This window comes from Mycobacterium neumannii, assembly GCF_002245615.1.
GTDB classification, from domain to species: Bacteria; Actinomycetota; Actinomycetes; order Mycobacteriales; family Mycobacteriaceae; genus Mycobacterium; species Mycobacterium neumannii_A.
On record NZ_NKCO01000023.1, the window covers coordinates 46,102 to 60,632 of the forward strand.

The 14,531-nt window shown below is 67.7% G+C and carries 9 protein-coding genes; 6 read left to right on the forward strand and 3 right to left on the reverse strand.

Annotated features, from left to right (window positions below):
- Nucleotides 1-63: 63 nt before the first annotated feature.
- On the reverse strand, nt 64-1,662 hold the full coding sequence (locus CEX88_RS21290; RefSeq protein ID WP_238382145.1) for an HNH endonuclease signature motif containing protein: 1,599 nt from the start codon (nt 1,660-1,662) through the stop codon (nt 64-66).
- Between CEX88_RS21290 and CEX88_RS21295 the strand changes: the two genes are divergently transcribed.
- The 3 genes from CEX88_RS21295 (at nt 1,661) to CEX88_RS21305 (ending at nt 3,607) form a co-directional block, all read left to right on the forward strand.
- A complete protein-coding gene (locus tag CEX88_RS21295) occupies nt 1,661-2,041 on the forward strand; it encodes a DUF427 domain-containing protein (protein ID WP_094295007.1) in 381 nt (126 codons plus the stop codon). The genes CEX88_RS21290 and CEX88_RS21295 overlap by 2 nt on opposite strands.
- Nucleotides 2,042-2,050: 9 nt before the next feature.
- On the forward strand, nt 2,051-2,962 hold the full coding sequence (locus CEX88_RS21300) for a DNA-3-methyladenine glycosylase family protein (RefSeq protein WP_094295008.1): 912 nt from the start codon (nt 2,051-2,053) through the stop codon (nt 2,960-2,962).
- An 81-nt stretch (nt 2,963-3,043) separates the two neighbouring features.
- Complete coding sequence (locus CEX88_RS21305) at nt 3,044-3,607, forward strand: Dps family protein (protein WP_094295009.1); 564 nt, start codon at nt 3,044-3,046, stop codon at nt 3,605-3,607.
- Here CEX88_RS21305 and CEX88_RS21310 read toward each other — a convergent pair.
- Both CEX88_RS21310 and CEX88_RS21315 read right to left on the reverse strand, forming a co-directional pair.
- Nucleotides 3,600-5,024, reverse strand: coding sequence for a chloride channel protein (locus CEX88_RS21310; protein ID WP_094295010.1), 1,425 nt, complete (start codon nt 5,022-5,024; stop codon nt 3,600-3,602). The two genes, CEX88_RS21305 and CEX88_RS21310, sit on opposite strands and share 8 nt — an antisense overlap.
- Nucleotides 5,025-5,048: 24 nt before the next feature.
- Nucleotides 5,049-5,852 (reverse strand): PaaI family thioesterase, encoded by an 804-nt coding sequence (locus tag CEX88_RS21315; RefSeq protein ID WP_094295011.1) that lies wholly within the window; start codon nt 5,850-5,852, stop codon nt 5,049-5,051.
- Nucleotides 5,853-5,906: 54 nt separating this feature from the next.
- Here CEX88_RS21315 and CEX88_RS21320 point away from each other — a divergent pair, with 54 nt between their 5' ends.
- The 3 genes from CEX88_RS21320 (at nt 5,907) to CEX88_RS21330 (ending at nt 14,459) form a co-directional block, all read left to right on the forward strand.
- A complete protein-coding gene (locus CEX88_RS21320; RefSeq protein WP_094295012.1) occupies nt 5,907-7,994 on the forward strand; it encodes a heavy metal translocating P-type ATPase in 2,088 nt (695 codons plus the stop codon).
- Between the two features lie 413 nt (nt 7,995-8,407).
- A complete protein-coding gene (gene gltB / locus CEX88_RS21325; protein WP_094295013.1) occupies nt 8,408-13,000 on the forward strand; it encodes a glutamate synthase large subunit in 4,593 nt (1,530 codons plus the stop codon).
- Nucleotides 12,993-14,459, forward strand: a complete 1,467-nt coding sequence (locus CEX88_RS21330) for a glutamate synthase subunit beta (RefSeq protein ID WP_094295014.1) — start codon at nt 12,993-12,995, stop codon at nt 14,457-14,459. Before gltB ends, CEX88_RS21330 begins: the two co-directional genes overlap by 8 nt.
- Nucleotides 14,460-14,531 lie beyond the last annotated feature (72 nt).

A 14,531-nucleotide genomic window follows, 5' to 3' on the forward strand; every position in this document is an offset into this window, starting at 1 on the left:
CGTTGACACACATCGCGGTAGCGGCGCGGTTCGGCGACCGACCGCACTAGCCGGCGTCGGCTCTTAGAACGGTGCAGGATCGACATTACGCGCCCGCTCAGCTTTGATGCGTGCGGCGAATTCGGCCGCGCGAGTGCGTCTTCGCTTCGGCATCTTTGCTTCTCGATCAGGTGCGGGTGGTGGAATATCCGGTGGCGGTGGCAAGTTGGCCGTGGTCGTGTCCCATTCGAAGAACAGCTTGCTACCGGGGTAGGTCGTATAGGTGTGGCCGCTCGGTGCGGTCCAGATGACAGTCCCATCCGGAAGCTGTATGTCGCGCCATCCGTCAGGGCCGCCGCAGAATGTCTTCATCATGTGGTTCTTACGGCACAGGCATTTGAGGTTCGACGGATGCGTGGGTCCCAGGGGCCACGGGGTCGTGTGGTCGAGATCGCAGAGGTCGGCGGGCACGTCGCATCCCGGTGCGCGACAGTACATATCACGCATGCGCACGAATTCGGCCAGCGCCGCTGACGGCTGATACCGCGACTCGGCTTTCGACCCCGGCATTTTTATCGGGCGCACCTTCGCCCCGCGGCTGATCAGCCAGGGCAGTAGGAACGTGGGCAACGCCCCGTGGCCCAGCAGTACTGCAGTGCCACGCTTCTTGGGGCGTAACGCGTCCCCACGGGGTGAGGCGGTGCCGCCTGTGTCGCGGAAGGCAGTGCTGACCGCGTCGCATTCGGTAGCGGGAGCGGCCTCGCCTTCGGTTGTGGCAGCGGCCTCGCCTTTGGTTATGCGAGTGGCATCGTCGATCGCGGCTTGATCGGCGATCACGTGTATGAGGACATTCGACGCCTGCACACCGGCAGCGGCGCATGTCGGCGATCCGCACGCACAAGCCAATTGGTCATGGCCGGCCGCCAACGCACCGACAGCGTCGGCGCGCCGCTCGCCCATACTGCGCGGATCGTCGTCGCACAGCCCCTTCATCATCTCGGCGACGCGCCGTTTGAGGGCGGCCGCGTCCGTGGCCAACAACCGGCCCCACACCGAAGTGGTGCCGGCCGCGTCGTCTTCGTCCCCGAAGTGGAAGTCCCGGGTGCGGGCCGTAGTTTTTGATTTCCGCACGGCGAGCGGGTCGAACCGGTGGACGAGCGCGTCGACCGCATCGTCGAGTCGCCGCTCCGACAGCGGACTCAACCGCGACGCCCGTTGGGCGAGTGCGGTGTCGATGAGTGCCAACGCCTCAGGATCCTCGATCAGCGTGGTGCGCCAGGTGATCGTCGAGACGATCCGCGCACTGATACCGCCCTGCTCGAACAAAGCGGCAACCTGTGGCAGCCGCTCGCGCAGCGCCTGCGCGATGCGCATCTGCCCCGAAGCGCGCCGATGACCGACCGTCATCGCCGCGGCCACCTCGGCGGCGACGGCATCCCACGGATCGAACGCGGACCGCTGCCGCTCGTCGTCATCGCAGACCTTGCGCCGGACCAACTCTGCAATGGCCGCGAGCCGGCGTGCGGCGGCTTGCGCCTCCGCACGTGCACCCTCCGCGATGGCGGCGACCACAGCGGCGTCGTCGGCCTCTGCGAAGTCCGATCCGAACATGTGTTCGACTATGCCACCACCCACCGACACGTCCGGAATTCCGACCAGCACCTCGTGCGTTGGCCATGACATGAGCGATCGACCCATACTCGAGCCCACCGCGAAGCACCCGATCACCGTCGAGCCGACCGGCAGACACGTCACGGTCCGGGTGAACGGCGAGATCGTCGCCGACACGGATCGGGCGTTGACGCTGCAGGAGTCAACCTATCCGGCGGTGCAGTACATCCCGCTTGCCGACGTCGCCAAAGACAAGCTGCGGCAAAGCGATACCCAGACGTACTGCCCGTTCAAGGGCGACGCCGGCTACTACCACGTCGTGACCGAGACCGGCGCCGTCATCGAGGACGCCATCTGGACCTACCAGAAGCCCTACCCGGCCGTCGCCCCCATCGCCGGGCACGTCGCGTTCTATCCGGACAAGGCGCAGGTTGTCGTGGACCCGGCATAACCTTGGCCGGTGCACACCTCGGTCAGCGTCGTCTTCGACGGCCCGGTCAGCCCCGCGTTGACCCTGGCGCCGCTGCGGCGTGGCCGAAAAGACCCCTGCTACTTCGACGCGCCCGACGGCGCGATCTGGCGCACCAGCCTGATGCGCAGCGGCCCGGTCTCCGCGCGCCTCACCAAATCGGCACCAGACACAGTCGACTGCGAAGCGTGGGGTGAGGGTGCGACGGAATTCGCCGAGACCCTGCCCGCCCAACTCGGCGCGTACGACGACAGCGTCGGCTTTGCGCCCACGGAACCGACCATCGCCGCCGCGCATCGACGCGTGCGACATCTTCGGCTGGGCCGCACCGACCGCGTGCTCGAAGCCCTGATTCCCGCGGTGCTCGAACAGCGGGTCTACGGCAAGGACGCGCGCCGCGCGTGGCGGCTGCTGGTCACCAAGTACGGCGCCCCCGCACCCGGACCGGCGCCCGCGCACATGCGGGTGGCACCGCCCGGTGACGTCTGGCGCCGCATCCCGTCGTGGGAGTTCCACCGCGCCAACGTCGATCCGCGCCGCGCCCGCACCGTCGTCGTGTGCGCTCAGCGCGCCGACTCGCTGGAACGACTGGGCGCCCGGTCACCGACCAGGGCGCGTGCCGCGATGGCGTCGCTTCCGGGGGTCGGTGAGTGGACCGCCGCCGAGACGAGTCAGCGCGCGTTCGGTGACGCGGATGCGCTCTCGGTCGGCGACTACCACCTGGCGAAGATGGTCGGGTGGAGCCTGCTGGGTCATCCGATCGACGATCCCGCGATGGTCGAGTTGCTCGAACCGCTTCGCCCGCACCGTCACCGCGCTGTGCGCTTGTTGGAAGTGAGCGGTCTTGCGGTGCTTCCGCGGTTCGGCCCGCGCATGGCGATCCCGAATCTGATCGAGATGTGACGCCTGTGATGGGGTGATTACCTCGCCAACGCAGCGGGTAGTCGAACCCTCGACACCGTATGCGTGCAAAGGAGTTTTCCCATGCCTAAGTCCCCGTACACCGTTCCGGGAATGACCGACAAAGATGCGGCCAAGATGGCCGAGCTGCTGCAGAAGCAGCTGAGCCGGTACAACGATCTGCACCTGACGCTCAAGCACATTCACTGGAATGTGGTGGGCCCGAACTTCATCGGAGTCCACGAGATGATCGACCCGCAGGTCGAGTTGGTGCGCGGCTACGCCGACGAGGTCGCCGAGCGCATCGCGACTCTCGGCTTCTCCCCGAAGGGCACCCCGGGCGCGATCATCGGCGACCGATCCTGGGATGACTACTCGCTGGACCGCGACACCGTGCAGGCGCACCTGGCCGCACTCGATCTCGTCTACGACGGAGTCATCGAGGACACCCGCAAGAACATCGAGGACGCCGAGGATTCCGATCCGGTCACCGAGGACATGCTGATCGGCCACGCCGCGGAGTTGGAGAAGTTCCAGTGGTTCGTGCGTGCGCACCTGGAGAACTCGGGCGGCCAGTTGGGCAACAAGGGCGCGTCGACGGAGAAGGAGGCCGCCAGCCAGGCCAAGAAGAAGGCGCCGGTCAAGTAGCCGCTTCGGGCGGAGGTGGCCGGCGTCCGTCGGCGCCACGCGCGGCGTCGGCGGCTTCCCGGTCGAGGCGCTGCGCGCGGTAGATCGAGACGTCGGTGCGCGACATCAACATGTAGGCGATACCGACGGCGACCATCGCGCACGGGATCACCGAGAACGAACCGGTCATCTCCGCCACCATGATCATCACGGCCAGCGGCGCGTGCGCGACACTGCCGAAGCACGCCATCATGCCGACGACGACGAAGGTGGCGGGGCTGTCGGGGATTCCAGGGGCGTCGACCAGATCGCCGAGTCGCCACAGCGCGGCGCCGACGAAGGCGCCTATAACGACGCCGGGCCCGAAGATGCCGCCCGAACCGCCGGTGCCGATCGACAGCGACGTCGCCACGATCTTGGCGAGCGGCAGGAGCAGCACGATCCACAGCGGTATCGCCATCAGGGTGTCGGTGGCCGTGGCCTTCTGCGCCCATCCGTATCCGCTGGCCAGAACCTGCGGGATCGCCAGGCCCAGCAGTCCCACCGCCAGGCCGCCGACCGCGGGTTTGAGCACCTTGTGGCCGGGCAGGCGACCGGTCAGTGCGACGGTTCCGTAGAAGATGCGCGCGTAGAGGTAGCCGACGCCGGCCGCGACGACGCCGAGCACGACGAACCAGCCCAGATCGAGCGGGCTGTCGAAGCGGTAGTCGGCAGCGACGAATCCGAACAGCGGGTCGAAGCCGAGGATCGAACCCAGTACCGAGTAGGCGGTCGCCGAGGTGATGAATCCCGGAATCAACGCCCGGTAGTCGAAGTCTCGGCGGTACACGATCGAGGCCGCCAGCACCGCGCCGCCGAGCGGGGCGCCGAAGATCGCCCCGATACCCGACCCGATTCCGAGCGACACCGCAATCCGCCCGTCCTCGTCGGACAGGTTCAGCCAGCGGGTCAGCATGGATCCGAAGCCCGCGGAGATCTGCGCGGCGGGGCCTTCGCGGCCGCCGGAGCCGCCCGACCCGATGGTCAGGGCGCTGGCGATGGTCTTGATCACGATGGCTCGTCCCCGGATGGCGCGGGGGTCGGTGTGCACGGCTTCGATCGCGCTGTCGGTGCCGTGCCCTTCGGCCTCGGGTGCGAACTTTGCGACCAGCCACGCCGATACGAGCGCGCCGCCGCAGACCACCAGCGGGATGGCCCACGGCCGGTCGAAGCCCGCCGAGCCGGGATCGCCGCCGTCGCCGACCGGTTTGGGAATCCGGTAGCCGGCCAGGTCACCGAGCAGGAAGTCGCCCGCATAGTCGAGCGCCAGATAGAACACCACCGCGCCGAGGCCGGCGATGACGCCGATCGCGATCCCGAGAATCAGCCACTTACGGATGTAGCCGGAGCGTCGAACGAATCCCCCGAGGCCGCCGCCGGTTTCACGGGTCTCGGCCATGGTCTCCAGATGCTAGTGCGCGTATCAGCGGTATGCGGTCAGTCTGGCGAGGATCGCCACACCTCCACCGGGGCCGACGGCTTGCCCCTCGGCGACGCCCGTCCGGCGCCCGATGCGCAAAGCGGTTCCAACATAACGAGATTCGGGCCCACTGTGGAAGGGCCGCATGAAGTTGACCCGCAACGACGCGGTTCGCAGCGGCCGGTCTGAACCATCGGTGTCGAGTACGGCCGACGCCACCAGTTCCAGCGCCATGGCCGTCACCCCGCCGTGCACGATGCCGATCGCGTTGTTCAGCACGGGGTCCTCGTCCTGCAGCAGAACCCGCCCCGCGCCGCCGCTCTCGGCGACGCGAACCGCCATCCGGTCGGCGAGCGTGCCCGGCGGCAGCGGGCCGGACGGACCGTCGGGAAACGGTGCGATGTCGGCGGGTGAGTGGATGTAGAACGAACGCACGGTGGCCGTGGCGAGCACGGTGTCGCGGTGAGTCAGCTCGCACAGCGCCAACGCGACGTCGCTCTTGGCGCCGAACGGTCGGGCGGTCGCGACCACCGGTACATCCGGGGCGCCCGCGATGATTTCGGCGGCGTCGGGATCGGCTTCCAGGGACAGCTCGCTGGACACCGTCCACTCATCGTCGGCGCGGCGCCGGTGGTTGACGAGGCCGCACGCGTGGTCGACCAGCATCGCCATGGGCGCGATCGTCGGGGCGCCGGTCAGGGGGTTGACCATGCCGCCCACCGGGATCGAGGCCACGCACTTGCCGGGCGCGTCCGTGGACGTCACGATGCCGAACCGGCCCAGCGGAGTGTTCAGTGGATGCGACATCGAGGTACAGCGTGACCGAACAAGCCCTGGCCATATACCCCTAGGGGGTATACCATGGCCGCTATGACGCACGCCGGCCATGGCACACAGCACCCGGACACGGCCGCGGTCGGTCATTCGGGGCACGACCATCCGCAGGGCCACGACCATTCGGGCGGCCATGACCATTCTGGCCACGTCGCCGAGTTCCGGCGCCTGTTCTGGACCATGCTCCTGCTCGCCGTCCCCACCGTCGCGCTGTCGGGGATGTTCTCGATGATCCTCGGCTACTCGCTGCCCGACATCCCCGGGATCCGATGGGTGCCGCCGGTGCTCGGCACCGTGATGTACGTCTGGGGCGGGCGGCCCTTCCTGTCCGGGGCGGTCAGTGAAATCCGTTCCCGTGCACCGGGAATGATGCTGCTGATCGGGCTGGCGATCACGGTGGCGTTCCTGTCGTCCTGGGGCGCGAGCCTCGGTGTGCTGCACCACGAACTGGACTTCTGGTGGGAACTGGCACTGCTGATCGTGATCATGCTGCTCGGCCACTGGATCGAGATGCGCTCGCTCGCGCAGACCACATCGGCGCTCGACTCCCTGGCGGCGCTGCTACCTGACGAGGCCGAGCGGGTCGTCGACGGCGGCACGGAGACCGTCGCACCGGCCGAGTTGCGTGTGGGCGACGTCGTCCTGGTGCGCCCCGGAGGCAACATCCCTGCCGATGGCGAGATTATCGCCGGCACGGCGGACGTCGACGAGTCGATGGTCACCGGCGAATCGCGGCCGGTTCGCCGGGGGGCTGGCGACCACGTCGTTGCCGGCACGGTGGCCACCGACTCAGGGCTGCGGGTGCAGGTCAGCGCGGTCGGCGACGACACGACGCTGGCCGGTATCCAGCGGTTGGTGACCGAAGCGCAGAACTCGTCGTCGCGGGCGCAGCGCCTGGCCGACAAGGCGGCGGGTTGGCTGTTCTGGTTCGCGCTGTCGGCGGCGATCGTCACCGCGGTGGTGTGGTCGTTCGTGGGTTTGCCCGCCGCGGCCGTCATCAGGACCATCACCGTCCTGGTGATCGCCTGCCCGCACGCTTTGGGGCTGGCGATACCGCTGGTGGTCTCGATCGCCACCGAACGCGCCGCACGCGGAGGCGTTCTGATCAAGGACCGGCTGGCGCTGGAGAGCATGCGGACCGTCGAGTCCGTGCTGTTCGACAAGACGGGCACGCTGACCAAGGGGGAGCCGTCGGTCACCACGGTCGCGACTGCACCCGGCCATTCCGCCGAGGATGTCCTGACGTGGGCGGCGGCGGCCGAGGCGTACTCCGAGCATCCGCTGGCCAAGGCGATCGTCGCGGCCGCGCGCGACCGCTCGCTGAACCTGCCGCCGACCACCGACTTCAGCTCGTCCCCGGCGGTCGGCGTCAAGGCCACGGTCGGGGGCCGCACCGTCCAGGTCGGCGGGCCGCGGATGCTGGCCGAAGCGGGGCTCGCCGACCTGCCCGAAACGGGGCGGTGGCGCGACGAAGGGGCGATCATCCTGCACGTCGTGGTCGACGGTGAGGCCGCCGGTGCGATCAAGCTGGCCGACGAGGTGCGACCGGAGTCCCGCCAGGTGGTCGAGGCGCTGACCAAGCTGGGCATCGAAGTGGTGATGATCACCGGCGACGCGGAGGCCGTCGCGCAGTCGGTGGCCGCCGACCTGGGGATCGAGCGGGTGTTCGCCGGGGTACGTCCGGAGGACAAGGCGGCAAAGGTGGCCGAGTTGCAGCGGGACGGGCGCAAGGTGGCGATGGTCGGGGACGGGGTCAACGACGCCCCCGCGCTTGCCCAGGCCGATGTCGGCATCGCGATCGGCGCGGGAACCGATGTGGCGATCGCCTCGGCCGGGGTGATCCTGGCCGGGTCGGATCCGCGCTCGGTGCTGTCGGTACTGCAGCTGTCCCGGGCCGCATACCGCAAGATGAAGCAAAACCTCTGGTGGGCAGCGGGATACAACTTGGTGTCGGTGCCGCTGGCCGCGGGGGTGCTGGCGCCGGTCGGCTTCATCCTGCCGATGTCCGTCGGCGCGATCTTGATGTCGGCGTCGACGGTCGTGGTGGCGCTCAACGCGCAGCTGCTGCGCCGGCTGGACCTCACCCCCGAAGCCAGCCTGAAAGCGGTTTCCTAAGAATCTGGCTAGGCTTTTCGCAAACCCCTACGCAGCGGTCTAAGCTGGGAAAAGCGCCGAAATAGCGCACTTCAGCAAACGCCAGGCGGCGTCGGGAGGCAAGTGTGATGTGTACCGCGCCCCGCTGCAGAACAGGTGGACGCCTTGAAAACCCCAGGGCGGCAACGAAGTTCGGTGCAAAACCGAGTGGTGGCGAGCGAGACGGCCGCACCGCCCCGCCGATCTAGTTAGGGTCTACTAAGTTGGCATGTCACCCGGTGTTTGTCATATCGTTTTCTCCACTCGGGGCAAGTGGATACAGGCCGGCGTTCGATGCTGCACGAAGGCACTCCATGGCCGGACCGGCTAACCGCCGCTGTCTACGGCTGTCAGGCAGAAGCTTCATAAGACGTGCAGGAAAAGGGTAGGTGCGAATGGCGCCCAGGATGCAAGGGCTGTACAACCCCGCGTTCGAGCACGATGCGTGCGGCGTCGCGATGGTGGCCGATATGCACGGCCGCCGCAGTCGCGACATCGTCGACAAGGCGATCACCGCCCTGGTGAACCTGGAGCACCGCGGCGCGCAGGGTGCCGAGCCGAACACCGGCGATGGTGCGGGCATCATGTTGCAGGTTCCCGACGCATTCTTGCGCGAGGTGGTCGACTTCGAGCTGCCGGAGCCGGGGAGCTACGCCACGGGAATCGCGTTCCTGCCACAGTCGTCGAAGGATGCGGCGACCGCGTGTGAGGCCGTCGAGAAGATCGCGGAGGCCGAAGGACTCGAGGTCCTGGGTTGGCGTGAGGTACCGATCGACGACTCGCCGCTGGGCGCGCTGGCCCGCGACGCGATGCCGACATTCCGGCAGGTGTTCATGGGCGGTGCGTCGGGCATGGATTTGGAGCGTCGCGCGTACGTGGTGCGCAAGCGCGCCGAGCACGAGCTGGGCACCAAGGGGCCGGGCCAGGACGGGCCCGGGCGTGAAACCGTCTACTTCCCAAGCCTTTCCGGGCAGACCTTCGTCTACAAGGGCATGCTGACCACCCCGCAGCTCAAGGCCTTCTACCTCGACCTGCAGGACGACCGGCTCACCAGTGCGCTGGGCATCGTGCACTCACGCTTCTCGACCAACACGTTCCCGTCGTGGCCGCTGGCCCACCCGTTCCGGCGCATCGCCCACAACGGCGAGATCAACACCGTCACCGGCAACGAGAACTGGATGCGTGCGCGAGAGGCGCTCATCAAGACCGACGTGTTCGGCCCGAATCAGGATCTCGACAAGATCACCCCCGTGTGCACCCCCGGGGCGTCGGACACCGCCCGGTTCGACGAGGTGCTCGAACTCCTGCACCTGGGCGGGCGAAGCCTGCCGCACGCGATGCTGATGATGATCCCGGAGGCGTGGGAGCGACACGAGTCGATGGACCCGGCCCGCCGGGCCTTCTACGAATTCCACGACTCGCTGATGGAGCCGTGGGACGGCCCGGCATCGGTCTGCTTCACCGACGGCACGGTGATCGGCGCCGTGCTCGACCGCAACGGCCTGCGTCCGTCGCGGATCTGGGTCACCGCCGACGGCCTGGTGGTGATGGCGTCGGAGGCAGGCGTGCTCGAACTCGACCCGTCGACCGTCGTCAAGCGGATGCGTCTGCAGCCCGGCCGCATGTTCCTGGTCGACACCTCCAAGGGCCGCATCGTCTCCGATGAGGAGATCAAGGCCGAACTCGCCGCCGAGCACCCTTACCAGGAGTGGCTCAACGCCGGCCTGTTCGATCTCGATGAGCTGCCGCCGGGCGACTATGTGCGGATGCCGCACCACCGTGTGGTGCTGCGCCAGCAGATCTTCGGCTTCACCTACGAGGAGCTCAACCTGTTGGTCGCGCCGATGGCGCGCACCGGCGCCGAGGCGCTGGGCTCGATGGGCACCGACACGCCGATCGCGGTGCTATCGGCGCGTCCGAGGATGCTCTACGACTACTTCCAGCAGCTGTTCGCCCAGGTGACCAACCCACCTCTGGACGCCATTCGGGAAGAAGTCGTCACCAGCCTGCAGGGCGCAGTCGGACCGGAGGGCGACCTGCTCAACCCGGGTCCGGAATCCTGCAGGCAGATCGTGCTCTCGCAGCCGATCCTGCGCAACGCCGAACTGTCCAAGCTGATCTGCGTCGACCCCGACCACGAGATCCGCGGCCGTAAGCACGGCATCCGCGCAGCCGTCATCCGCTGCCTGTATCCGGTCAACCGCGGCGGGCAGGGTCTCAAGGAGGCGCTGGACAACGTGCGCGCCAAGGTGTCGACCGCGATCCGCGAGGGAGCACGCATCATCGTGCTCTCCGATCGCGAATCCAACGAGCAGATGGCGCCGATCCCGTCGCTGCTGTCGGTCTCGGCCGTGCACCACCACCTCGTCCGGGAACGCACCCGCACCAAGGTCGGGCTGGTCGTGGAGGCCGGCGACGCCCGCGAGGTGCACCACATGGCCATGCTGTGCGGCTTCGGCGCGGCGGCGATCAACCCGTACATGGCGTTCGAGTCGATCGAGGACATGGTCGACCGCGGCGTGATCACCGGTATCTCCAGTGACCAAGCCAAGGCCAACTACGTCAAGGCCGCGGGCAAGGGCGTGTTGAAGGTGATGTCGAAGATGGGCATCTCGACGCTGGCCTCCTACACCGGCGCCCAGCTGTTCCAGGCCATCGGCATCAACCAGCAGGTGCTCGACGAGTACTTCACCGGATTGACCTGTCCCGTCGGCGGAATCGACCTCGACGACATCGCCGACGACATCGCCGCCCGGCACGCGTTGGCTTATCTCGATCGGCCCGACGAGTGGGCGCACCGCGAACTCGAGGTCGGCGGCGAGTACCAGTGGCGCCGGGAGGGTGAGTACCACCTGTTCAATCCGGACACGGTGTTCAAGCTGCAACATTCAACTCGCACCGGCCAGTACGAGATCTTCAAGGAATACACCAAGCTCGTCGACGATCAGAGCGAGCGGATGGCCTCGCTGCGCGGGCTGCTCAAGTTCCGCGACGGGTTGCGCCCGCCGGTGCCGCTCGAGGAGGTGGAGCCGGCCAGCGAGATCGTCAAGCGGTTCTCGACCGGCGCGATGAGCTACGGCTCGATCTCCGCCGAGGCGCACGAGACATTGGCCATCGCGATGAACCGCCTTGGCGGACGATCGAATTCGGGTGAAGGCGGCGAGGCGGTGTCGCGCTTCGACCGCGACGAGAACGGCGACTGGCGCCGCAGTGCGATCAAGCAGGTGGCCTCGGGGCGGTTCGGCGTGACGAGCCATTACCTGAGCAACTGCACCGACATCCAGATCAAGATGGCCCAGGGTGCGAAACCCGGTGAGGGCGGCCAGCTTCCGGGCGGCAAGGTCTACCCGTGGGTCGCCGAGGTGCGGCACTCGACGCCCGGCGTCGGCCTGATCTCCCCGCCGCCTCACCACGACATCTACTCGATCGAGGATCTCGCGCAGCTGATCCACGACCTGAAGAACGCCAACCCGCAGGCGCGCGTGCACGTCAAGCTGGTATCCGAGAACGGCGTCGGAACGGTGGCCGCCGGTGTGTCCAAGGCGCACGCCGACGTCGTGCTGATCTCCGGCCACGACGGCGGTACCGGCGCGACCCCGCTGACGTCGATGAAGCACGCCGGCGCGCCGTGGGAACTCGGTCTGGCCGAAACCCAGCAGACGTTGCTGCTCAACGGTCTTCGCGACCGCATCGTCGTCCAGGTCGACGGCCAGCTCAAGACGGGCCGCGACGTCGTGGTCGCCGCACTGCTCGGCGCCGAGGAGTTCGGCTTCGCCACCGCGCCGCTGGTGGTCTCGGGTTGCATCATGATGCGCGTCTGCCACCTCGACACCTGTCCGGTGGGCGTGGCCACCCAGAACCCGGTGCTGCGCGAGCGGTTCACCGGAAAGCCCGAATTCGTCGAGAACTTCTTCATGTTCATCGCCGAAGAGGTGCGGGAGATGATGGCTCAGTTGGGCTTCCGCACGGTCAACGAGATGGTCGGGCAGGTCGGCGCGCTGGACACCACGAAGGCCGCCGAGCACTGGAAGGCCTACAAGCTCGACCTGACGCCGGTTCTGCACGAGCCCGAGTCGGCGTTCATGAACCAGGACCTGTATTGCAGTTCGCGTCAGGACCATGGCCTCGACAAGGCGCTCGACCAGCAACTGATCGTGATGTGCCGCGAAGCGCTGGATTCACAGACGCCGGTGCGCTTCTCGACGACGATCGCCAACGTCAACCGGACAGTCGGCACGATGCTCGGCCATGAGGTGACCAAAGCCTATGGCGGGCAGGGCCTTCCGGACGGCACCATCGACATCACCTTCGACGGTTCGGCGGGCAACAGCTTCGGGGCGTTCGTTCCTAAGGGCATCACGCTCCGGGTCTACGGCGACGCCAACGACTATGTCGGCAAGGGCCTCTCGGGTGGACGGATCGTGGTGCGGCCATCGGACAGCGCACCCGAGGACTACGTCGCCGAGGACAACATCATCGCGGGCAACGTGATCCTGTTCGGTGCGACGAGCGGCCAGGTGTTCATCCGCGGCCAGGTCGGCGAGCGGTTCGCGGTGCGCAACTCCGGTGCGCACGCGGTGGTCGAAGGCGTGGGCGACCACGGTTGTGAGTACATGACCGGCGGCAAAATCGCGATCCTCGGTCCGACGGGGCGCAACTTCGCCGCGGGCATGTCCGGTGGCATCGCCTACGTCTACGACCCCGACGGTGCACTGCCGGACAACCTCAACGCCGAGATGGTGGAACTGGAGGGCCTCGACGAGGAGGACAGTGAAGATGTGGCATGGCTGCACGACATCATCCAGGCCCACGTCGACGCCACCGATTCCGCTGTCGGAGCACGGATACTCAACGACTGGGACAACAACGTGAAGCACTTCACCAAGGTGATGCCCCGCGATTTCAAACGGGTGCTCGAGGCGATCGCCGAGGCAGAACGCACCGGCGCCAACGTCAACGAGGCGATCATGGCGGCCGCCAGTGGCTGATCCCCGCGGTTTCCTCAAGTACACCCAGCGCGAGACGCCGCAGCGGCGGCCCGTGCCGATTCGCCTGCGCGACTGGAAAGAGGTCTACGAGGAATTCTCCCACGACACCCTGCGCGAGCAGGCAACCCGCTGTATGGACTGCGGGATTCCGTTCTGCCACAACGGTTGTCCGCTCGGAAACCTGATCCCCGAGTGGAACGACCTGGTGCGCAACGACCGCTGGCGGGACGCCATCGAGCGGCTGCACGCGACGAACAACTTCCCGGAGTTCACCGGCCGGCTGTGCCCCGCGCCGTGCGAGGGTTCCTGCGTTCTGGGCATCAACCAGGATCCGGTCACGATCAAACAGGTCGAGGTCGAGATCATCGACAAGGCCTTCGACGAGGGTTGGGTGACGCCGCTGCCGCCGGAGGTCAAGACCGGTAAGAGGGTCGCCGTCGTCGGCTCGGGCCCGGCCGGGCTGGCCGCCGCCCAGCAGCTGACCCGCGCCGGGCACAGCGTCACGCTGTTCGAGCGCGACGACCGCATCGGCGGGCTGCTGCGCTACGGCATCCCCGAGTTCAAGATGGAAAAGCGCCACATCGACCGTCGTCTGGAGCAGATGGCGGACGAGGGCACCGAGTTCTGCACCGGGGTCAACGTCGGCGTCGACATCACCGCGCAGCAGCTTCGCAAGGAGTTCGACGCGGTGGTGCTCGCCGGCGGCGCGACGGAGCGGCGTGACCTGCCGATCCCGGGTCGCGAGCTCGACGGCATCCATCAGGCGATGGAGTACCTGCCGTGGGCCAACCGCGTGCAGTTCGGCGACCCCGTCACCGACGAGAACGGCCTGCCGCCGATCCACGCGAAGGACAAGAAGGTCATCATCATCGGCGGTGGTGACACCGGCGCCGACTGTCTGGGCACCGCTCACCGCCAGGGCGCGGCCAGCGTGCACCAGTTCGAGATCATGCCGCGGCCGCCGGAGACACGCGCCGACTCGACGCCGTGGCCGGTCTACCCGTTGATGTTCCGGGTGTCCTCGGCGCACGAGGAAGGCGGCGAGCGCGTCTACTCGGTCAACACCGAGGAGTTCATCGGCCGCGACGGGCATGTCACCGGCCTGCGTGGCCACGAGGTCAAGATGAACGCGGGCAAGTTCGAGAAGGTCGAGGGCACCGAGTTCGAGATGGAAGCCGATCTCGTGCTGCTCGCGATGGGCTTCACCGGTCCCGAGCGCAAAGGCCTGCTGACCGACCTCGGCGTCGAGATCAACGAGCGGGGCAATGTCAGCCGAGACGCCGACTTCGCCTCCTCGGTGCCCGGCGTCTTCGTCGCGGGCGACATGGGGCGCGGGCAGTCGCTGATCGTGTGGGCCATCGCGGAGGGGCGCGCGGCCGCGGCGGGTGTGGACCGCTACCTGATGGGCCGGTCGGCGCTTCCGACGCCGATCAAGCCGACCGCTGTGCCGCAGCGGTAGGTGCCGGTAGGTTCCGACGCGACACGCCGCGCAATGTGCGGCTTTTGCGCCTGAGCGCGCGACAGTAAGGGC